Origin of the sequence: Amycolatopsis sp. cmx-4-83, from assembly GCF_046548815.1 — a bacterium.
GTDB classification, from domain to species: domain Bacteria; phylum Actinomycetota; class Actinomycetes; order Mycobacteriales; family Pseudonocardiaceae; genus Amycolatopsis; species Amycolatopsis pretoriensis_A.
This window is the reverse complement of sequence record NZ_JAEBEF010000009.1, coordinates 250852-275055: the sequence shown is the minus strand read 5'-3', so window position 1 is coordinate 275055 and position 24204 is coordinate 250852. Positions and strand designations below refer to the sequence as shown.

Annotated in this window: 2 protein-coding genes; both read right to left on the bottom strand. The window is 73.3% G+C overall.

The window, feature by feature from the left end; all coding sequences use genetic code 11:
* Window positions 1-214: 214 nt before the first annotated feature.
* Entirely contained in the window at window positions 215-9070 is an 8856-nt protein-coding gene (locus ACLJQM_RS28500; RefSeq protein WP_410633429.1) for a type I polyketide synthase, read from the bottom strand.
* A gap of 17 nt (window positions 9071-9087) precedes the next feature.
* Window positions 9088-24204 (bottom strand): SDR family NAD(P)-dependent oxidoreductase, encoded by a 15117-nt coding sequence (locus ACLJQM_RS28495; protein WP_410633428.1) that lies wholly within the window; start codon window positions 24202-24204, stop codon window positions 9088-9090.

Below are 24204 nucleotides of genomic sequence, written 5' to 3'. Positions count from 1 at the left end.
GTCAGTGCCACCAGCCTTTTCTCCAGCGAACTGCGGAACCCCGGCCGGCCGCACCGCCGAAAGCGGCACCGGGCCCGCGCCGAAGTGGCATCAATCTGCAGGCTATGGGACCTTTTTTGGCCCTACAACCCCTAATGATCCCCCTTAAAGGGGCCCCTACACAGGGAAAACCCGCCCCCTTGCCGAGGGCGGGTTTTCCTTTCCAGAATTGCTTCTACAATTTCCCGAGGTCATTGTTGATGAATTCGAGGAGCGCGTCGTCGTCGGCGAATTCGAGGCCGCCGGCCGGCGCCGGGACCGCCGCCGGTTCGGCGTACCGGCTCAAGAGAGCCTGCAGCCGGACGGTCAGCTCCCCGCGCGTCAGCCGGTCGGGTTCGCCGCCGGCCAGCGCCGTTTCCAGCCGCTCGAGCTCGGCCAGCACGCTGGGAGTGCTGTCCCCCAGCTGCGCCCGCAGGTGCTCGGCGAGCGCGGTCGTGTTGGGGTGGTTGAACACGAGGGTGGCGGGCAGTTCGAGCCCGGTCTCGGCGGCGAGCCGGCCCCGCAGCTCGACGGCGGTGAGCGAGTCGAACCCGAGCTCGGTGAAGGCCCGCTTGGGATCCACGGCGGCGGTCGTGGCGTGCCCCAGGACGTGCGCGGCCTCGGTCCGGATGAGGGTGACGAGCTCGGCGAGCTGATCGGCCGGCGAGAGCCCGGCGAGCTTCGTCCGGAAGCCGTCCCCCTGGTCGACGGCCTTTTGCGGCTCCGCGACCCGCGCCTCGGGCAGCTCGGCGAGCAGGCGGCTCGGGCGTGTGGCGGTGAAGGCCGGGACGAACTTGGCCCAGTCGACATCGGCGACGACGACGTTCTCGTCCCCGGCCCGCCGCAGCGCGGCGAGGGCTTTCCCGGGCGCGAGGGTGGCGAGCCCACGCCGCCGGAGGTGCTCCTGGGCGGCCGGGTCGGCGGCCATCCCGCCTTCGGCCCAGGGGCCCCAGGCCACGGAGGTGGCAACCCGGTCGCGTGCCCGACGCTGGTTCGCGAGTGCGTCGAGTTCGGCGTTGGCCGCGGCGTAGGCGGTCTGGCCGCCGCTGCCCCAGACTCCCGCGATGGACGAGAAGAGGACGAAGGCTTCGAGGTCGTCGCCGAGGAGTTCGTCGAGGTGCCGGGCCCCGGCGACCTTGGCTTCCCGGATCCGGTGGAAGCCGGCGTCGTCGAGGTCGGCGAACGCGGTGGCCTGGCTCACCCCGGCGGCGTGGACGACGGCGGTGATCTCCGGGAGCCGTTCGAGGGCCTGGGCGAGGTCGGCGCGGTTGCCGACGTCGCAGGCCAGGACGGTCGCCTTGGCTCCGGTGGCGCGCAGCTCGTCGGCCAGTTCTCCGGCCCCGGGTGCCGCCGGGCCGCTTCGGCTCAGGAGGACGAGGTGTTCGGCGCCCGCCCCGGCGGCCCAGCGAGCGACGGTCGCGCCCAGTGCACCGGTACCGCCGGTGATGAGGACGGTCCCCCGCGGGCTCCAGGCCGGCGCGGTCAGCGGGGCGCGGACGAGACGACGGGCGAAGACGCCGGCGGGGCGGAGCGCGAGCTGGTCTTCGCCCGCGCCGGCCTGGCCGGCGATGATTGCCCGGAGGCGGTCGACCTGGTGCTCGTCGGGGACCGCCGGCACGTCCACCAGGCCACCCCAGCGGTCCGGGGTCTCCAACGCGAGCGCCCGCCCGAAGCCCCAGAGCGCGGCCAGGCCGGGGTCGCCGGGGCTGTCGTCGCCGGGGACTTCGACCGCGCCGAGCGTCACGCACCACAGGGGCGCGGTCACGCCGGCCCTGGCCAGCTCCATGGCGGTGACGAGCGCGTCGTCGCCCGGTGCCGCGATCAGGACGACCCCGTCGGCCGCACCGAGCTCGTGCGGCTCGACGACCGGGACCCCCAGCGCGTCGGCCCAGCGCCGAGCCGCTCCGGAGGTGGCCACGGCCACGTGACTCCCGGCGGTCGCCGGGGTGGGCTCCGCGATCGGGAGCCAGGTCACCCGGTAGCGCCAGGAGTCCGCCACCGCGGTCTCGGCACGGTCGCGACGCCACGAAGCCAGCGCCGGCAGCACCCTCGCCACATCCGATTCCGGCACCCCGGTTCCAGCCGACAGACCGGCCGCGTCCGCGCGGTCCACGGCCGCCCAGAACTGGGCGTCGACCTCGCCGCCGACCGGCCGCGGGGCGGGGGTGGGCCAGAACCGCTCGCGCTGGAAAGCGTACGTGGGCAAGGGAATCCGGTGGCCGGGCAGCTCCGCCCAGTCGACCGGGACCCCGGCGGCGTGGAGCCCGGCCAGTGCGGTGAAGAACGTCCGTTTTTCGTCGCGGTCCCGCCGCAGCGCGGGAATCGCCGTGCCGGGGACCATCGAACTCAGCACCCCGTCCGGACCCAGCTCCAGGAACACCCCTACACCGGCTGCCTCCAACGTCGAGACGCCGTCGGCGAACCGGACCGCTTCCCGCACGTGCCGCACCCAGTAGTCAGCCGTGAACGGCTCCGCGAGAGCACCGCTCACATTCGAGATCACCGGAATCGCCGCCGGGTGGTAGGTGAGCGTCTCGGCGACCGCGCGGAACTCGTCCAGCATCGGATCCATCAACGGCGAGTGGAACGCGTGGCTCACCGTGAGGCGCTTGGTCTTGGGGAACTGGGCCGCGATCGCCAGTACCGCGGCCTCGTCACCGGAGATGACCACCGACTCGGGACCGTTCACCGCAGCGATCGAGACGCCCTCGGTCAAGACGATCGCGGACTCGGGAGCGGCGATCGAGACCATCGCCCCACCGGCGGGCAGGGCCTGCATGAGCGAAGCACGCGCCGAGACCAGCCGGCAGGCGTCCTCGAGGGACAGCACCCCGGCCACGTGCGCGGCGGAAATCTCGCCGATCGAATGACCGGCCACGAAATCCGGGCGGACGCCGAACGACTCGACCAAGCGGAAGAGCGCGACCTCGATCGCGAACAACGCAGGCTGCGTGAACTCCGTGCGGCTGAGCAGCTCGGCGTCGTCGAAAGCCGTCCGCAGGTCCGGGAACCGGGCGCACACCTCGTCGAAAGCCGAGGCGAACACCGGGAACCGCTCGGACAGCCCCTGCCCCATCCCGACCCGCTGCGCGCCCTGACCGGTGAACAACACGGCGAGCGGGCCAGGCGCGGCATCCCCGCGCACCACGGACGGATCCGACGCACCCTCCGCCAACGCCGTCAACCCGCGAACCAGCTCAGCGTCGTCCGAAGCGACCACGACCGCTCGCCGCGGCAAGGCCGCACGGCCCGTCGCCAGCGAGAAAGCCACGTCCGGCAGCGCACCGCGTTCACCGGCGAGCAGCCGCCGAGCCAACGCGCGCACACCTTCCTCGGTCTGCGCCGAAACCGGCACCGGCAGCACCCCGACCGGCGCCGTGTCGTGGACGACGGCCTCCTCGGGCGCCTGCTCCAGGATCGTGTGGGCGTTCGTCCCCGAGATCCCGAACGACGAAACACCCGCTCGCCGGGGTCGGTCCGACAGCCACTTCCGCGGCTCGGTCAGCACCTCCACCGCACCCGACGTCCAGTCCACATGGGACGAAGGACGGTCCACGTGCAGCGTCTGCGGCAGCACACCGTTGCGCATCGCCATGACCATCTTGATGATCCCGGCGACCCCGGCGGCGGCCTGCGTGTGCCCCAGGTTCGACTTCACCGAACCCAGCAGCAGCGGCGTCGAGCGATCCTGACCGTAGGTCGCCAGCAGCGCCTGCGCTTCGATCGGGTCACCGAGTTTGGTGCCGGTGCCGTGCGCTTCCACCGCGTCCACTTCGGACGGAGCCAAGCCCGCGTCCGCCAGCGCGGCGCGGATGACCCGCTGCTGCGACGGGCCGTTCGGCGCCGTCAAGCCGTTCGACGCACCGTCCGAATTCACCGCCGAACCCCGCACCACAGCCAAAATCTCGTGACCGTTGCGCTGTGCGTCCGACAAGCGCTCCACCAACAGCAAGCCGACGCCTTCGCCCCAGCCGGTGCCGTCCGCGCCGTCGGCGAACGCCTTGATGCGGCCGTCCGGGGCGAGGCCGCCCTGCCGGTCGAACTCCACGAACGCGCCCGGCGTCGACATCACCGTGACACCGCCCGCGATGGCCATCGAGCACTCGCCCGCCCGCAGTGCCTGCCGCGCCCAGTGCACCGCCACCAGCGACGACGAACACGCCGTGTCCACGGTGACCGCCGGGCCTTCCAGCCCGAACGAGTACGCGATCCGGCCGGAGACGACCGCCGCCGCGTTGCCCGTGCCGACGTAGCCGGCGACGTCGTCGCCCGCGTCGGTGAGCAGCGCCGGGTAGTCCTGGCCGTTGGTGCCGGCGAACACGCCGATGCGCTCGCCGCGCAGCGAACGCGGGTCGAGGCCCGCGCGCTCGAACAGCTCCCACGTCGTTTCCAGCAGCAGCCGCTGCTGCGGGTCCATGGCGAGCGCCTCGCGGGGCGAGATGCCGAAGAGGCCGGCGTCGAAGTCCGCGGCCCCGCTCAGGAAACCGCCCGGACGGACGGCGGCGAGGTCGGACGGCCAGCCGCGGTCGGCGGGCGGGGCGGACAGCGCGTCGGCGCCGCGCGCGACGAGGTCCCACAGGTCTTCCGGCGACCGGACTTCGCCGGGGAACCGGCACGCCATGGCCACGATCGCGATCGGCTCGTCGTCCCTCGCGGCGACCGCGGCCGGCGTGCTCACGTCCGGCGCCGAACCGGCGAGCAGGCCGTGCAGGTGCCGCGCGAGAGTCGCCGGGTCGGGGTGGTCGTAGGTCAGGGTGGCGGGCAGGTCGAGCCCGGTCGCGGTGCGCAGCCGGTTGCGGAGCTCGACCGCCGACAACGACGTGAAGCCGAGGTCGCTGAACGCCCGGTCGCGATCGACCGCCGCTGCCGAAGCGTGCCCGAGCACCGCGGCGACGTGCTCGCGGACGAGGTCCAGCACCCTGGCGGCGGTGCGTTCGACGACGACGGGCGCCTCGGCGGCCGGCGCCAGCTCGGCGAGCAGCGGACTCGGCCGGGCCGCGGCGAACGCCCGGCCGAACACCGGCCAGTCGACGTCGGCGATCGCCACGGTCGTGTCCCCCGCGGCGAGCGCCCCACCGAGCGCGGCGAGCGCGAGGTCCGGATCGAGCGGCCGGAGCCCCGCCGCCCCGAGCCGGGCGGCGACCCCGTCGTCCGCCATCCCACCGCCGGCCCACGGCCCCCACGCCACGGCCAGCGCGGGCCGCCCCGCGGCACAGCGCGCCTCGGCCAAGGCATCGAGCCGGGCGTTGGCTGCGGCGTACCCGGCCTGCCCGGCCGCGCCGAGGGTGCCGGCGAGGCCGGAGAACAGCACGAAGGCGTCGAGGTCGTGGGTCAGTTCGTCGAGGTGCAGCGCGCCGGCGACCTTGGCCGCCTCGACCCGCGCGAGGCGCTCGGGGGTCAGCGTGTCGAGGACGCCGTCGTCGAGCACACCCGCGGTGTGCACCACGGCCCGCAGGTCGGGAATCCGGTTGAGGAGGGCTTCGACGGCGTCCCGATCGGCGACGTCGCAGGCCTCGATGACCGTCGGGGTGCCGGCCGCGGTCAGCTCGGCGGCCAGTTCAGTCGCGCCTGGGGCGTCCGGGCCACGACGGGAGGTGAGGACGAGCCTTTCGGCGCCGTTCGCCGCCGCCCACCGCGCGACGCGGGAGCCGAGCGCGCCGGTGCCGCCGGTGATGAGAACGGTCCCGCGCCACCGCCAGTCACGTGCGGCGTCGGCCGGGGCGGCCACGAGCCGGCGCCCGAAGACGCCGGACGCGCGGATGGCGACCTGGTCCTCGCGCCCACCCAGCACGGCGAGGAGCTGTCGGGTGGTGTGTTCGTCCAGTTCGTCAGGGAGTTCGACGAGTCCACCCCAGCGTTCGGGGACTTCCAGCGCGGCGCTGCGGCCGAGCCCCCAGATCCCAGCTTGGGCGGGGGTGTCGCTGGTCAGGCACCAGAGCGGCGCGGCGATTCCCGCGTCGCCGAGCGCTTGGACGAGGGCGGTGGTCGTGGCGACATCGCCACCGACGGAGAGGACACCGGTCCAGGCCTCGCCGGCTTCATGCGGCGAGTCGGTGGAGGACTCCCCCGACGCGGGCCGGTCCTGCCCGGCCTCTCCCAGCCCGGTGGCGCGGAACTTCGTCGCGGTTGCCTCGCGCAGGCGGTCCGCCAGCTCGGCGCGGGACTCGCCCGCCGTGGTCAGGGGCACGACTCCGGAGAGGAGTTCACCCAGTCGAGCGGCGGTTTCGTCGCCCGCGGGAGCGACCAGCAGCCAGCGCCCGGGCTTGGCGGCACCGAGGGTGAGCGGGGTCCACTCGGCGCGGTACCGCCAGCCGGCGACCGTCCGGTCCCGGCGGCTGCGGTGCCGCCACGCCGACAGCGCCGGGCGCACCGCTTCCGCGAGGTCCTGGTCGAGGCCGAGCGCGGTGGCGAAGTCGTCCGTGTCCGCGCTCTCGACCGCCGTCCAGAACGCCTTGTCCTCAGTGGACACTTCGGCGGTGCCGGTGAGCCAGTAGTGCTTCCGCTGGAAGGCGTAGGTCGGCAGTTCGGCGTGCGCTTCGGCGGGAAGGAAGGAGGCCCAGTCGACGTCGACACCGTGGACGTGAACAGTGCTCAACGCTGTGAGCAGTGCTCTCTCTTCATCCCGCTCTCGTCGCAGAGCACTGATCGCGGTTCCCTCGACCATCGCGCTGAGCACCCCGTCCGGGCCCAGCTCCAGGAAGATTCGTGCACCTTCGGATTTGAGGGTGGCGACGCCGTCGGCGAAGCGGACCGCCTCGCGGACATGACGCACCCAGTAGTCCGCGGTGAACGGCTCCGCGAGAGCACCGCTCACATTCGAGATCACCGGTATCTGCGCCGGGTGGTATGTGAGGGTCTCGGCGACCGCGCGGAAGTCGTCGAGCATCGGGTCCATCAGCGGCGAGTGGAACGCATGGCTGACTTTGAGACGCTTGGTCTTCGGGAACTGCGCGGCGATCGCGAGGACCGCGGACTCTTCGCCGGAAATGACTACCGACTCGGGAGTGTTGACTGCGGCGATCGAGACACCCTCGGTCAAGACGATCTCGGACTCGGGGGCGGCGATCGAGACCATCGCGCCACCGGCGGGGAGGGCCTGCATCAGGGACGCACGGGCCGAGACCAGGCGGCAAGCGTCCTCCAGGGACAAGACGCCGGCGACGTGGGCGGCCGAGATCTCGCCGATCGAGTGGCCAGCCACGAAATCCGGGCGGACGCCGAACGACTCGACCAAGCGGAACAGCGCCACCTCGACGGCGAACAACGCCGGCTGGGTGAACTCCGTGCGGTTGAGCAGCTCAGCGTAGTCGAAGGCCTCGCGGAGTGAGGGGTCGAAGTGGGCGAGCACGGCGTCGAAAGCTTCGGCGTAGACGGGGAAACGCGCACAGAGACCGCGGCCCATACCGACCCGTTGCGCACCCTGGCCGGTGAACAGCACCGCCAGCGCACCCGGCACCACGCTGCCGTGCACCAAGTTCGGAGAACTTCCCCCGGAAGCCAGGGCTTCAAGCCCGGCCCGCATCTCCTCAGCCGAGGCACCGACCACGACGGCCCGGTCCTCGAACGCCGTACGCCCCTTCAACAATGCCGCGCCCACGTCCGGGAGGCCTGCGTCAGCAACGGGAACGAGCGCCGCGGCCTGCGCGCGCAAAGCGTCCGCGCCGCGGGCCGAGATCAGCCACGGCACCGGACCCGTCACCGCGGTCGACGAAGGCGCCTCGGACTCCCCCTCTTCGAGGATCACGTGCGCGTTCGTCCCGGAGATCCCGAACGACGACACCGCCGCCCGGCGCGGCCGATCAACAATCCATTCCCGCGCCGAAGTCAGCAGTTCCACCGCACCGGCGGACCAGTCCACTTGCGACGACGGTTCCTCGGCGTGCAAAGTGCTTGGCAGCAAGCCATGTCGCATCGCCATGACCATCTTGATCACGCCCGCCACCCCGGACGCCGACTGCGTGTGCCCGATGTTCGACTTCACCGACCCCAGCCACAACGGGGTCGAGCGGTCCTGGCCGTAGGTTTCGAGCAGCGCCTGCGCTTCGATCGGGTCGCCGAGCGAAGTACCCGTGCCGTGCGCCTCGACGACGTCGACGTCCGATGTGGACAGTCGCGCCGCGGCGAGTGCGGCCGTGATGACGCGGCGCTGGGAGGGGCCGTTGGGGGCGGTGAGGCCGTTCGACGCGCCGTCGGAGTTGACCGCCGAACCGCGCAGGACCGCCAGGACCGGGTGGCCGAGGCGCCGCGCGTCCGACAGCCGTTCGACCAGCAGCATGCCGACACCCTCGGCCCAGCCGGTGCCGTCGGCGGCGTCGGCGAACGCCTTGCAGCGACCGTCCGCCGCCAGGCCGCCCTGCCGGTCGAACTCGGCGAACGTGCCCGGGGTGGCCATCACGGTCACCCCACCGGCGATCGCCAGGGTGCATTCACCGCGCCGCAACGCCTGCGCGGCGAGGTGGAGGGCGACCAGCGACGACGAGCACGCCGAGTCGATCGTGACCGACGGCCCCTCCAGCCCGAGGTGGTAGGACAGCCGCCCGGACAGCACGCTGCCCGCGGTCCCGGTGAGCAGGTAGCCCGCGACCTCCTCGTCGTCACCCGCGGACGTGCCGTAACCGGAAGCCGCGCCGCCGACGAACACACCGGTACTGCTGCGCTTCAACGACTTCGGCGCGATCCCGGCCCGCTCCAGCAGCTCCCACGACGTCTCCAGCAGCAGCCGCTGCTGGGGGTCCATCGCGAGGGCCTCGCGGGGCGAGATGCCGAAGAAGCCGGCGTCGAATTCGCCTGCCCCGTAGAGGAAACCGCCCTGGAACGAACCAGCGGGCCAGCCGCGGTCGGCCGGGAAGCCCCCGATCGCGTCGGTGCCGGATTCGACCAGCTGCCACAGGTCTTCGGGCGAGCCGACGCCGCCGGGGTAGCGGCAGCTCATGGCCACGATCGCGACGGGCTCCCGGTCCCGGGCCTCGACGTCGGCGAGCCGGTCGCGGGTGTCCTTCAGATCGGCCGTGACGAACTTGAGGTAGTCACGGAGTTTCTGCTCGTTGGCCATGGCCGCCCCACTGTCTTTCACGAGGTCCGGAAGGTGTTGTCGATGAAGTCGAAGAGCTCGTCGTCGCTGGCGCCGCCGAGGTCGGTGCCGCCGGTCTCGCCGGACAGGTCGCTCCAGCGCGCGAGGAAACCCTTCAGGCGCGCGGTGACCTCGCCGCGCGCGGAAATGCCGTCCAATTCGGACTCGGTGACGGTTTCGAAGGCGGCTTCCAGCCGGTCGAGCTCGTCGAGGAGCCGGACGCCACCCGTCTCGCCGCCGCCCAGCCGCCGGTCCAGCTCCTCGGCCAGGTCGGCCGCGGTCGGGTGGTCGAAAGCCAGCGACGCCGGCAGGCTCAGCCCGGTTCCGGTGGCGAGCCGGTTGCGCAGCTCGACCGCCATCAGCGAGTCGAAGCCGAGCTCCTTGAAAGCGCGTTCCGGCCCGATCGCCTGCACCGAGTGCCCGAGGACGCCCGCGACCTGGTCGAGGACCAGGGTGAGCAGCGCCTTCGGCCGGTCCTGAATGGACATCGAAGCGAACCCGGTCTCCTCGGGCTCGGCCTCGGTGAGCACGGCGCGCACCGCCGGGAGGTCGGCCAGGACCGGCCGGGGCCGGGCCGCGGTGAAGACCGGCGCGAACTTGGCCCAGTCGACGTCGGCGACCACGACGGCGGTGTCGTCCGCCGCGAGCGCCCGGCGGAGGGCCGTGACGCCGAGCGCGGGGTCCATCGGCGGGAGGCCGCGTCCGCGCAGCATCCGGACCGCGCCGTCGTCGGCCGCCATCCCGGATTCGGCCCACGGGCCCCACGCGATCGCGGTCGCGGTGAGCCCGCGGCCGCGGCGTTCTTCGGCGAGCGCGTCGAGGAACGCGTTCGCCGCACCGTAAACCGCCTGCTCGCCGCTGCCCCAGACGCCGGAGATCGAGGAGAAGAGGACGAACGCGTCGAGGTCGCGGTCGCGGGTCAGCTCGTCGAGGTGCCGGGCGCCGGCCACCTTGCCGGCCAGCACCGCGGTCACCTCCCCGGGCGTGATCGCGGTGAGCGGGCCGTTCTGGCCGGTGCCGGCCGCGTGCACGACCGCGGTCAGCGGCAGGTCGGCCGGGATGGCCGCGATGACCTTCTCGAGGGCGTCCCGGTCGGCCGCGTCGCAGGTGGCGAGGGTGACGCGGACGCCGAGGGCGGACAGCTCCGAGGCCAGCTCGGCCGCGCCCGGTGCCTGGGCGCCGCGACGGCCGGTGAGCACGAGGTGTTCGGCTCCGGTGGCGGCGAGTTCACGGGCGACCGCGGCGCCGAGCGCGCCGGTGCCGCCGGTGATCAGCACCGTGCCGCGCGGGCGCCAATCCCGCGTCTCCCCGGGCGGGGCGGGCGCGAGCCGGCGGGCGAAGACGCCGTCCGGGCGGAGGGCGACCTCGTCCTCGGTGCCGTCGGCGAGCACGGCCGCGAGCCGGGCTCCGGCCGCCGCGTCGAACGTCTCGGGCAGGTCGGCGAGGCCGCCCCAGCCGGACGGCAGCTCGAGGGCCGCGATCCGGCCGAAGCCCCAGGTCGTGGCCTGGCCGGGCTGGGTGACGTCCTTGGCCGCGCCCTGGGTGAGGCACCACAGGCGGGCCGGGATGCCGGAGTCGGCGAATGCCTGCGTGAGCACCAGGTTGGCGGCGAGCCCGGTCTCCGCGTCTTCTCCGATCGCCAGCAGGGAAACGACTCCTTCGACGTCGGCGTGGTCGCGGAGCAGGGTCGTCAACGCGGCCCTTTCGCGGCGGCCGGACTCGATGATCGGCTCGGCGCCGTGCGCTTTCAGTGCCTGGGCGACCTGCTCGGCGAGCTCGTTCGTGCCGAGGATGAGCCAGCGGCCGGTCAGGCGTCCCGTGGTCTCGGCCAGCGGTCGCCAGGTGACGCGGTAACGCCAGGTGTCCACTGTGGACGATGAGCGCCAGCGGTCGAGCGCCGCCATGGCCTGGTCGTCGAGTTCGAGGTCGCCCGCATCGACTGCGGCCCAGAAGCCGCTGTCGCTTTCGGTCTTTGCCGCGGGTTCGAGCCAGAACCGCGACCGTTGGAAGGCGTAGGTCGGCAGTGCGATCCTTCTGGCGCCTTCGAGCAGTGCGGCGGTGTCGAGCGGGAAGCCGGCGACGCGGAGGCGGGCGAACGCCGTGACCAGCGCACGGGGCTCGTTCTCGCCGTCGCGGAGCGTCGGGACCGAAGGGAGATCAGTGCTCTCGGCAGCCATCGCGGACAGCACGCCGTCGGGGCCGAGCTCGAGGAACGTGCTCGCGCCTTGCTCGGTGAGCGTATGCACGGCATCGGCGAACCGGACGGCTTCGCGCACGTGGCGCACCCAGTACTCCGCGGTGTACGGCTCAGCGAGAGCACCGCTCACATTCGAGATCACCGGTATCTGCGCCGGGTGGTACATGAGGGTTTCGGCGACCGCGCGGAAGTCGGCGAGCATGGGGTCCATGAGCGGCGAGTGGAAGGCGTGGCTGACGCGGAGCCGCTTGGTCTTGACCCCACGGGCGGCGAACTCGGCGGCAATGGCGAGCACGGCGGTTTCGTCGCCGGAGATGACGGTGCTGCGGGGACCGTTGACCGCGGCGATGCCGACACGGTCGCCGGCCCGGTCGGCCCGGTTGCCGACCTGCTCGGCTCGATCGCCAGGCAGTGCGGCCCCGGCGCCGGTCTTCTCGGCCCGGTCACCGGCAGGCTCAGCCCAGCCACTGGTCAGCTCGGCGCGATCCCCAGCCAGCTCAGCCCGGTCGGCTAGCTCAGCCCGGTCGCCGGTCGGCGTCGCCTGGTTGGCCAGCTCGGCCCGGTCGCCGGTCAGCGTGGCTTGGTCAGCCAGCTCGGCCCGGCCGCCGGTCAGCGTGGCCTCGTCTGCCGGCTCGGCCCGCTCGCCGACCAGCGTGGCCCGGTCACCGGCCAATCGGGCCCGGACCTCGGCCTCCGAAGCGGCGATTGCCACCATCGCGCCGCCCTCGGGGAGGGACTGCATCAGGGTTGCGCGGGCGGTGACCAGCTTGCACGCGTCGGGCAGCGAGAGCACGCCCGCGACGTGCGCGGCGGCCAGCTCGCCGATCGAGTGCCCGGCCACGAAGTCCGGCCGGACTCCCCACGACTCGACGAGCCGGAACAGCGCGACCTCGAGGGCGAAGATCGCGGGCTGCGCGTAGCCGGTCCGGTCGAGCAGATCCGTCTCGATCACCTCGGCCAGCGGCACGTCGGTGTCGAGCAGGGCGCAGGCCTCGTCGAACGCCGCCGCGAACACCGGGAACCGGGCGTACAGCTCGCGGCCCATCCCGGCCCGCTGCGCGCCTTGGCCGGTGAACAGCACCGCAAGCCGGCCGGGGGTGCCGGTGCCGGTGAGGGCGCCCGGGTCGCCGCCGGCGATCGCGGACAGTCCGGCCAGGAGCTCGGGAGCACTCTCGCCGACGACCGCGGCGCGGTGGCCGAGGTCGGCGCGGGTGGTGGCCAGGCTCAGCGCGACGTCGGCGGGTACCTCGTCGCCGAGGAATCCGTGCAGGCGGGCGGCCTGTGCCCGCAGTGCCGCCGGGCTCTTCGCCGACAACACCCACGGCACCGGACCGGAAACCGGCGCGCGGTCCTCGGTGACGGCGTCCGGTGCCTGCTCCAGGATCGTGTGCGCGTTGGTGCCGGAGATGCCGAACGACGAAACTCCCGCCCGCCGGGGACGGTCCGACGGCCACTCGCGCGGCTCGGTCAGCAGCTCCACCGCTCCGGCCGTCCAGTCCACATGCGACGAAGGCGTGTCGACGTGCAATGTCCGCGGCAGCACACCATTGCGCATCGCCATCACCATCTTGATGACGCCCGCGACCCCGGCGGCGGCCTGCGTGTGCCCCAGGTTCGACTTCACCGAACCCAGCAGCAGCGGCGTCGACCGGTCCTGACCGTAGGTCGCCAGCAGCGCCTGCGCTTCGATCGGATCACCGAGTTTGGTGCCGGTGCCGTGTGCTTCCACCGCGTCCACTTCGGACGGAGCCAAGCCCGCGTCGGCCAGCGCGGCGCGGATGACCCGCTGCTGCGACGGGCCGTTCGGCGCCGTCAGGCCGTTCGACGCGCCGTCCGAATTCACCGCCGAACCGCGCACCACGGCCAACACCTCGTGACCGTTGCGCCGCGCGTCCGAGAGGCGCTCCACCAGCAGCATGCCGATGCCTTCGGCCATGCTGGTGCCGTCCGCGCCCTCGGCGAACGCCTTGATCCGGCCGTCTTCGGCCAGGCCGCGCTGCTGGCTGAACGCGAGCAGGACGCCGGGGGTCGGCATGACCGTCACGCCGCCGGCGAGCGCCAGGTCGCATTCGCCGCGTCGCAGCGCCTGCACCGCCAGGTGCAACGCCACCAGCGACGACGAACACGCCGTGTCCACCGTCAGCGAGGGACCTTCCAAACCGAACACATAGGACAGTCGGCCCGACGCCACCGACGACGTCCCGCCGGTCATCAGGTGCCCTTCGAGGCCGTCGGTCGCCGCGCCCGTGCCGTAGCCGGACGTCGCCGCGCCGACGAACACGCCGGTCCGGCTGCCCCGGGCCGACGTCGGGTCGATGCCGGCGCGCTCGAAGGCTTCCCACGTCGCTTCGAGCAGCAGGCGCTGCTGCGGGTCCATGGTCAGTGCCTCGCGCGGCGCGATCTCGAACAGCTCCGGGTCGAAGCGGTCGGCGTCGCGGACGAAACCGCCGTTGCGCGTGTAGATGCGGCCGGGCGTGCCGGGTTCCGGGTGGTACAGGCCATCGAGGTCCCAGCCGCGGTCGGCGGGGAACGGCGTGATCGCGTCGACGCCACCGTCCACAAGGGACCACAGGTCCTCCGGCGAGGCGACCGAACCCGGGTAGCGGCAGCTCATCGCCACGATGACGACCGGGTCGTCGCCGGATGCGGCGGTCACGACCTGGGTCGGCTGTTCCGCGGCGGCACCGAACAGTTCGGTCCGCAGCAGTGCCACGAGCGCCGCCGGGGCCGGGTGGTCGAACACCAGCGTCGCCGGCAGGCGCAGCCCGGTCGCGGCGCCGAGCCGGTTGCGCAGCTCGACGGCGGTCAGCGAGTCGAAGCCGAGTTCGGCGAACGAGCGGCCGGGCTCGATCTCGTCGGCGGTGTCGTGGCCGAGCACCGCGGCGACGTGGTCGCGGACCAGCTCCAGCAGCCGCCGGTCGCGCTCGGCGGCGGGCAGCGTCTGCAGCCGGGCGGTCAGTCCGCCGTCGCTCGACGCGGTCGTGGTGGCGGCGCGGCGGGTGGCGCGGACGAGCCCGCGCAGCAACGGCGGCACCGGACCGTTCGACGCCGAGAGGTCGAGCCGGGCCGGGATCGCCAAGGTCTCGCCGCGGGCGATGGCCGCGTCGAACAGCGCCAGCCCGTCGGCGTCGGACAGCCCGGTCATGCCGCCCCGCGACATCCGCGCCAGGTCGGTGGCGCCGAGGTGGCCGGTCATGCCGCTGGCCTCCGCCCACAGGCCCCAGGCCAAGGAGACACCCGGCAGGCCGAGGGCGCGGCGGTGCGCGGCCAGTGCGTCGAGCGCGGTGTTGGCGGCCGCGTAGTTGCCCTGCCCGGCCGTGCCGAACACGCCCGCGGCGGCCGAGAAGAGCACGAACAGCGCCAGGTCCATGTTCCGCGTGAGCTCGTGCAGGTTGACGGCCGCGTCGACCTTGGGCCGCAGCACCTCGTCGAGGCGGGCCGGGTCGAGGCCGGTGAGCAGGCCGTCGGCGAGGACGCCCGCCGTGTGCACGACGCCGGTCAGTGTGCGGCCGGCCAGCAGCTCGGCCAGTGCGTCGCGATCGGCGGCATCGCACGCGGCGATTGTCACCTCGGCGCCCAGCGCGGTCAGGTCGTTCGCGAGTTCAGTCGCGCCCGGCGAGTCCGGGCCGCGGCGGCTGACCAGCAGCAGCCGCCGGACGCCGTGCGCGGTCACGAGGTGGCGCGCGACGCGGGCGCCGAGCGTGCCGGTGCCGCCGGTGACGAGCACGGTGCCGGCCGGGTCGAGCGGGCGCGGCAGCGTGACGACGTTCTTGCCGACGTGCCGGGCCTGGCTGATGAACCGGAACGCCTCCGGCACCTGCCGCAGGTCCCAGGTGCGCCGCGGCAGCGGGGTGAGTGCGCCGGCTTCGAACAGCCCGGCCAGTTCACGCAGGATTTCCTGCAGGCGTTCGGGTCCGGCTTCGATCAGGTCGAACGCGCGGTAGAGGACGCCCTCGTGGACCCGCGCGACTTCGGCGGCGTCGCGGAGGTCGGCCTTGCCCATCTCGACGAACCGTCCGCCGCGGGGCAGCAGCCGGAGGGAGGCGTCGACGAATTCGCCGGCGAGGGCGTCGAGCACGACGTCGACGCCGTGTCCGTTGGTCACCTTGCGGAAGTGGTCCTCAAAGGACAGTGACCGGGAGTCTCCGATGTGGATGGTGTCGAGACCCATTTGCTTCAGCACGTCGTGCTTCCCGGTGCTCGCGGTCGCGAAGACCTCGGCGCCGCGGTGGCGGGCGAGCTGGACGGCCGCCATGCCGACGCCGCCGGCGGCCGCGTGCACGAGTACGGACTGGCCCGCTTCGAGGCCGCCGAGGTCGAACAGGCCGTAGTAGGCGGTGGCGAACGCGACGGGGATCGATGCGGCTTCGGCGAAGCTCCAGCCGTCCGGCATCGGGGTGACCAGGCGGTGGTCGGTGACCGCGATCGCGCCGAGTGCGCCGGTGAACAGGCCGGTCACGCGGTCGCCGGCGGTCAGGCCGCGGACCTGTTCGCCCGTTTCGAGGATGATGCCGGCGGCCTCGCCACCCATCAGGGCCTGGCCCGGGTACATGCCGAGGGTGATCAGGACGTCGCGGAAGTTCAGGCCGGCCGCGCGGACCTCGACGCGGATCTCGTCGGGCCCGAGTGCGGCTTCGGCTTCCGGCGCCGGGAGAGTGGTGAGGCCGTCGAGGGTGCCGGTGCCGGTGGTGCCGACGCGCCAGGCGCCGGGCGAGGCCAGTTCCGGGCGTGCCTGCCCAGTGCCGGGCAGCTTCAGTTCCGTGGCCGGGCGGGCCAGGCGCGGGACGAGCACTGTCCCCGCGCGGGCGGCCGACTGCGGTTCGCCGGACGCCAGCGCGGTGCCGATGGCGGCGGCCGCGTCGGAACGGTCGTCGAGGTCGAGGAGCACGAAACGGTCGGGGTTTTCCGACTGGGCCGAACGGATCAGGCCCCACGCCGGGGACTGCGCCAACGCGGGCACCGGGTCGCCGGGCAGGGCGGCGAGCGCGCCGGTGGTGAGCACCACCAGCCGGGCCGCCGCGAACCGATCGTCGGCCAGCCACTCCTGCGCGGTCGCGAGGACGTGCGCCGCGACGGCGTGCGGGTCGGTGCCGGTGACTGGCAGTACCACCGCGTCCGGCACCTCGGTGAGGTCCGACAATGGTCCGGTCAGCCACGCGAATCCGGGCACTTCGCCGGTCGTGGTGACCGGTGTCCATTCGGTGCGGAAGAGGGCGTCCGGCACGTCGTCCACCGTGGACGCGACCTGGAACGCCAGCGAGCCGATGCTTGCCACCGGGTTGCCTGCCGGGTCGGTGGCCACGACCGACACCGCGTTCGGACCCGCCTGGCTCAGCCGCACGCGCAGGGCGCTCGCCCCGGTGGCGAACAGGCTCACGTCGGTGAACGCGAACGGGAGGCGGGCCTGGCCGTCGTCGGGGAAAAACCCGCCGAGGCCGAGTGCGTGCAGGGCGGCGTCGAGCAGGGCCGGGTGCACGGCGAACGCGTCGGTTCCCGGCAGCTCCACCTCGGCGAAGACGTCTCCGTCGCGGCGCCACGCGGCGCGCAGGCCGCGGAAGGCGGGTCCGTAGTGGTAACCGGCGTTGGCGAGCGCGGTGTAGTGGGCCTCGACGTCGAGCGCCTCCGCGCCGGCGGGCGGCCAGTCGGGCAGGGGCTCGGCTTCCGGGGCGCCGAGGGCCAGGACGCCTTGGGCGTGCCGCGTCCAGCGGGCGCCGGGACGGTCCGGGCGGGAGCTGATGGTCAGGGCGCGACGGCCGTCCTCGCCCGGCGCCTCGACGACGAGCTGGAGCTGGACGCCGCCGGTGGCGGGCACGGCCAGCGGCGCCCCGAGGGTGAGTTCTTCGACGGTGCCGCAGCCGGTGTGGTCGCCCGCGTGGATGGCGAGTTCGGCGAACGCCGTGCCGGGCAGCAGCGCGGTGCCGAGGACCTCGTGGTCGGCGAGCCAGGGGTGCGTCTGCCGGGAGAGCCGTCCGGTGAGGACGAGCCGGTCTTCCTCGGCGAGGGTGACCGCGGCGCCGAGCAGGGGGTGTTCGACGGCGCCGAGGCCGAGCCCGGCGGCGTCACCGGTGCGGGTGGCCGGTCGGGGCCAGTACTGCTTGCGCTGGAAGGCGTACGTCGGGAGGTCGACGACCCGGGCGTCCCGGAAGGCCGGGGTCCAGTCGACGGTGACCCCGTGGACGTGCGCCTCGGCCAGCGCGGTGTGGAAGCGGGGCAACCCCCCGTCGTCACGGCGCAGACTTCCCAGTGCCACAACGTCTTCGCCCAGCGCCATCGTCAGGACCGGGTGCGGCGAGGCCTCGATGAACGTCCCGAAGCCCTCGCTCTTCAACCGCTCGACCGCGGTATCCAGGCGGACGGTGCTGCGCAGGTTGGTGTACCAGTACTCGGCGTCGACTACTTCGTTCCACTCCCCCGTCACCGTCGAAATGAAGGCGATCTCGCCCACGCGAGGAGCGATCGGGGCCAGCACGTCGAGGAGTTCGTCACGCAGCTGCTCGACCTGCGCCGAGTGCGACGCGTAGTCCACGGGGACCCGCTTGGCGCGGATGCCGTCGGCTTCGCAGGAGGCGATCAGCTCGTCGAGCGACCGCGGCTCGCCGGAGACCACGACCGCGGCCGGGCCGTTGACGGCGGCGATCGAGAGGCCGTCGGTCAGCCGTTCTTCGACGGCTTCGCGGGAGGCGGCCACCGAGACCATCCCGCCACGGCCGGCCAGCGCGAGGATTGCCTTGCTCCGCAGAGCAACCACGCGGGCACCGTCCTCAAGGGACAGCGCACCGGACACCACCGCGGCGGCGATTTCACCCTGGGAGTGGCCGACGACGGCGTCCGGGACCACGCCGAACGAGCGCCACAACTCCGCCAGCGACACCATCACCGCGAACAACGCGGGCTGCACGACGTCGACCCGGCTCAGCGCCTCCGCGTCGGCGAGCACGTCACGGAGCTGCCAGTCCACAAAGGAGCTCAGCGCAGCCGCGCACTCGTCGAGGCGGGCGGCGAAGACCGGCGAAGACTCCGCGAGTTCGAGTGCCATTCCGGCCCACTGGGAGCCCTGGCCGGGGAAGACCAAGGCGACCTTGCCCGGCGCCCCGGCCACGCCGGTGACGACGTTCGCCGCCGGGGTGCCCTCGGCCAGCGCGGTCAGACCCTCGGCGAAGTCGCCGGTCACGACCGCGCGGTGCGGCAGGGAAGCCCGGGTGGCGATCAGCGAGAAGCCGATGTCGGCCGGAGTACCGGCCACCCGGAGCAAAGCCTGCGCCTGGCCGCGCAGGGCCTCGGCCGAACGAGCCGAGAGCACCCACGGAACCGGGCCTGACTCAGCGGCAGGCGAAAGCTCTTGCTGGGGAACGGCTTCCAGTACGGTGTGCGCGTTGGTGCCGCTCATGCCGAACGACGAGACCGCGGCCCGCAGCGGGCGGTCGGCTCTCCACTCGCGCGACTCGGTCAGCAGCTCGACGGCACCCGCCGTCCAGTCCACGTGCGACGAGGGCGCGTCGACGTGCAGCGTCCGCGGCAGCACGCCGTGCCGCATCGCCATCACCATCTTGATCACGCCGGCGACGCCCGCCGCGGCCTGGGTGTGGCCGATGTTGGACTTGACCGAGCCGAGCCACAACGGCGTCTCACGGTCTTGGCCGTAGGTGGCCAGGAGCGCCTGGGCTTCGATCGGGTCGCCCAAAGTGGTTCCGGTGCCGTGGGCTTCGACCACGTCGACGTCCGAAGTGGACAAACCGGCGTCGGCCAGCGCCGCGCGGATGACGCGCTGCTGGGCCGGGCCGTTCGGCGCGGTGAGGCCGTTGGACGCACCGTCCTGGTTGACCGCCGAGCCGCGGACCACGGCCAGCACGCGGTGTCCGTTGCGCTCGGCGTCCGAGAGCCGTTCGAGCAGGACCAGGCCCGCGCCCTCGCCCCACGCCGTGCCGTCCGCGGCCTCGGCGAACGCCTTGCAGCGGCCGTCGGCGGCGAGGCCGCGCTGGCGGCTGAACTCCACGAACGTACCCGGCGTCGCCATCACCGTGACGCCGCCCGCCAGCGCCATCGAGCATTCGCCGAGCCGCAGCGACTGGACGGCCAGGTGCAGCGCGACCAGCGAAGACGAGCACGCCGTGTCGACCGAGACGGCCGGGCCCTCCAAGCCGAAGGTGTAAGCGAGCCGGCCCGAGGCGACGCTCGCCGCGTTGCCGGTCGCGATGTGACCTTCGAGGGTGTCGGCCGAGCCGAGGAGCAGCGTCGTGTAGTCGTGGCTGTTGGTGCCGGCGAACACGCCGGTCCGGCTCCCCCGGACCGAAGCCGGGTCGATGCCCGCGCGCTCGAACGCCTCCCACGTCAGCTCCAGCAGGAGCCGCTGCTGCGGGTCCATCGCGAGGGCCTCGCGCGGCGAGATGCCGAAGAACCCGGCGTCGAAACCGCCTGCCGCGTCGAGGAAAGCGCCTTCGGTGACGCTGACCGAGCCGAGCCGCGAGGGGTCGGCGTCGTAGAGGTTTTCGAGGTCCCAGCCGCGGTCGGCGGGGAAGCCGGAGACCGCGTCCGCGCCGCCGGACACCAGGCGCCACAGGTCTTCCGGCGACGCGATCCCGCCCGCGTACCGGCAGCTCATCGCGACGATGGCGATCGGCTCGTCGGCCGCCGCGGCCGTCGTCGTGGTGGTTTCGGTGACGGCGTCGCCGAGGACGCCGGCCCGCAGGTGACCGGCGAGCGCGGCCGGCGTCGGCCAGTCGTAGACGAGCGTCGCGGGCAGGGCGAGCCCGGTCTCCGCGCGCAGGGCGTCCCGCAGCTCGATCGCGGTCAGCGAGTCGAAGCCGATCTCCTGGAACGCGCGGTCCGGCGCGACGGCGGCCGCGCTCGTGTGCCCGAGCACCGCGGCGGCCTGGTCACGGACGAGCTGCAGCAGCACCTCGTCGGCGACCGCCGGGGTCAGCCCGCGCAGCCGGCCGACGAGACCACCGGTCGCGGGGGTTTCCGGCACGGGGACGGCGTCCGGGATCCCGGCCAGCAGCGGGCTCGGCCGCCGGGAGGTGAACGCGGCGGCGAACCGGGGCCAGTCGACGTCGGCGAACGTGACGTTCGTGTCGCCGCCCGCGGCCCGTAGGAGCGCCGTGACGGCCACGCCCGGCTCCAGTGCGCGCAGACCACGGCGGAGGAGGTAGTCCTCGGCGTCGTTGTCGGCGGCCATCCCGCCGTCGGACCACGGTCCCCACGCGACGGCCGTGGCGGCCAGCCCACGGGCTCTGCGGCCTTCGGCGAGCGCGTCGAGGAAAGCGTTTGCGGCCCCGTAGAGCCCCTGCTGCCCGCTGCCCCACACCCCGGCGATCGAGGAGAACAGGACGAACGCGTCGAGGTCGGCGTCGGCGAGGAGTTCGTCGAGGTGGCGGGCGCCGGTCGCTTTGGCCGCCCACTGCTCGGCGACCGCGGCGCTGTCCACTTCGGACAGCAGCGCGGACCGCACGACGCCCGCGGTGTGCACGACGGCGGTGAGCCCGGGACTGACCCGCTCGATCAGCTCGGCCAGGAACTCCCGGTCGGCGACGTCGCCGGCGGCGAACGTCACCCGCACGCCCAGCTCGTCGGCCAGCTCGGCCGCGCCGGGTGCGTCGGCGCCGCGGCGGGAGACCAGCACCAGGTGGTCGGCACCGTCCCGGGCGAGACGGCGGGCGACCTGGGCGCCCAGCGCGCCGGTCCCGCCGGTGACGAGGACCGTGCCACGCGGGGTCCACGCGGGAGCGGCGACCGGCTCGGCGGGCTCCAGCCGCCGTCCGAAGCTGCCCTCCGCGCGCACGGCGACCTGGTCCTCGTCGCCACTGAGCAGTGCCAGGAACCGTGCCGCGACGTCTTCGTCCACAGTGGACGGCAAGTCGAGCAGGCCGCCCCAGCGCTCCGGCAGTTCGAGTGCGGCCGCGCGGCCGAGGCCCCAGATCGCGGCCTGATCGGGGTCCGGCGCGGGGTCGGTTCCGGTGGCGCGGACGGCTCCGGCGGTGACGCACCACAGCGGGGCGTCGATCCCGGCGTCGCCGAGTTCACGCAGGAGGTCGACGGTCCGCTCGAGCCCGGCACCGCTGAACACGGCGACCGGATCGATGTCACCGATAGGGCCGTCGAGGCGGAAGACCCGGCCGTTCCAGTTCTCGAGGACGGCTTCCAGCTGCGGGGACGGGTCGATGACGAGGCAGTCGCCCTGCGGTGCCGGGACGTCGGTGGCGGTCAGCGGTGTCCAGGTGACCCGGTAGCGCCACGCGTCCGCGGCCGTGGCCTCTTCACGGCGTCGCCGCACGGCCGCGATGGCGGGGCGCAGGGTGTCTTCGGGCAGGCCGAGTTCGGCGGCGAGCGCGGGGACGTCGACGTCGGTCTGCGGTGCGGGCGTGGGCCAGAAGCGTTCCGGCTGGAAGGGGTAGGTGGGCAGGTCGATCCGCGGGCCGGTGGGCAGGTAGGCGGCCCAGTCCACGGTGCCGCCGTTGACCCACACCCCCGCGAGGGCGGCGAGCAGGGTCCGTTCCTCGTCGCAGTCACGTCGCAGGACCGGGAAGGCCGTGCCCGGCACCATCGCGCTGAGAACTCCGTCCGGTCCCAGCTCCAGGAACGTGTGGACGCCTTCGGCTTCGAGGGTCGCGACGCCGTCGGCAAACCGGACCGCTTCCCGGACGTGGCGGACCCAGTAGTCGGCCGTGAACGGCTCGGCGAGAGCACCGCTCACATTCGAGATCACCGGTATCGTCGCAGAGCGGTAGTTCAACGTCTCGGCGACCGCGCGGAAGTCCTCGAGCATCGGGTCCATCAGCGGCGAGTGGAACGCGTGACTGACGGTGAGGCGTTTGGTCTTCGGGAACTGCGCGGCGATCGCCAGCACGGCGGCCTCGTCGCCGGAGATGACGACCGACTCGGGACCGTTCACCGCGGCGATCGAGACGCCCTCGGTCAAGACGATCTCGGACTCGGGGGCCGCGATCGAGACCATCGCGCCACCAGTGGGCAGGGCCTGCATCAGCGACGCCCGCGCGGCGACCAGGCGGCACGCGTCTTCGAGGGACAGAACCCCGGCAACGTGCGCGGCGGAAATCTCGCCGATCGAATGACCGGCCACGAAATCCGGGCGGATGCCGAACGACTCGACCAAGCGGAAGAGCGCGACCTCGATGGCGAACAGCGCGGGCTGGGTGAACTCGGTGCGGTTGAGGAGTTCGGCGTCGGTGAGGGCGTCGCGGAGTGCGGGGTCGAAGTGGGCGAGGACGGCGTCGAAAGCTTCGGCGTAGGCCGGGAAGCGGGCGTAGAGGTCTTGGCCCATGCCGACCCGTTGCGCGCCCTGGCCGGTGAACAGCACCGCCAGCCGGGAATCCTCGCGGACCTCGCCGGTGATCAGGTTCGGTTCGAGGACGACGGCGCGGTGCTCGAACGCCGTCCGGGTGGTGGCCAGGGTGCGGGCGATGTCCGCGGCGTCGGCCGTCACCGCGTCGAGCTGGGAAATCTGCGCCTGAAGGGCTTCCGGGGTCTTGGCCGACAGCACGAACGGCGTGAGGGTGCCCACCGGTGTCCCGGCGGGCACCGGCTCGGCGGGCGGAACGGCTTCCAGGATCGTGTGCGCGTTGGTGCCGCTGACCCCGAACGACGACACCGCGGCTCGCCGCGGCCGGTCGTCCGAAGGCCATTTGCGGGACTCGGTCAGGAGCTCGACCGCGCCCGCCGACCAGTCCACATGCGACGATGGCGCGTCGACGTGCAACGTCCGCGGCAGGACTCCGTGCCGCATCGCCATGACCATCTTGATGATCCCGGCGACACCCGCCGCCGCCTGGGTGTGCCCGATGTTCGACTTCACCGAACCGAGCCACAGCGGCGTCGAACGGTCCTGGCCGTAGGTGGCCAGGAGTGCCTGCGCTTCGATCGGGTCGCCGAGGGTGGTTCCCGTACCGTGCGCCTCGACGACGTCGATGTCCGAAGTGGACAAGCGGGCGCTGTCGAGGGCCGCGCGGATCACGCGTTGCTGGGACGGGCCGTTCGGCGCGGTCAGGCCGTTGGACGCGCCGTCGGAGTTGACCGCCGATCCCCGGACCAGGGCCAGGACTTCGTGGCCGTGGCGCTGTGCGTCGGAAAGGCGTTCCACCAGGAGCATTCCGACGCCTTCGCCCCAGCCGGTGCCGTCGGCGGCCTCGGCGAACGCCTTGACGCGGCCGTCCGGGGCGAGCCCGCGCTGCTTGCTGAACTCGACGAACGTGCCGGGGGTGGCCATCACCGTCGCGCCGCCGGCGAGGGCCAGGTCGCACTCGCCCTGCCGCAGCGCCTGCACGGCGAGGTGCAGGGCGACCAGCGACGACGAACACGCCGTGTCGACGGTCAGCGACGTGCCTTCGAACCCGAACAGGTACGACAGCCGCCCGGAAACGACGCTCGCCGCGTTGCCGGTGCCGAGGTAGCCCTCGACGTCCTCGGCCGACGAACGCAACAGGGTGAGGTAGTCCTGGCCGTTGGAGCCGACGAACACCCCGGTCCGGCTGCCCCGCACCGAAGCCGGGTCGATGCCGGCGCGTTCGAAGGCCTCCCAGGACGTCTCGAGCAGGAGCCGCTGCTGGGGGTCCATGGCGAGGGCTTCTCGCGGCGAGATCCCGAAGAAGCCGGCGTCGAAGAGGTCGGCGTCGTGCAGGAAAGCGCCTTCTCGCGCGTACGTGGTGCCCGGGCGGCCTTCGTCGAACAGCGTCGCGGTGTCCCAGCCGCGGTTGGCGGGGAACGCCGTGACGGCGTCACCACCGCGGGCCACCAGGTCCCACAGCCCCTCGGGCGAGCGCACGCCACCGGGGAACCGGCAGGCCATCGCGACGATGGCGACCGGCTCGGTCGCGGCCTCGACGAGCTGCCGGTTCTGCCGCCGCAGCCGCTCGGCCTCCTTGACGGAGGCGCGCAGCGCGTCGAGCACCTTCTCAGGCGTGGCCAT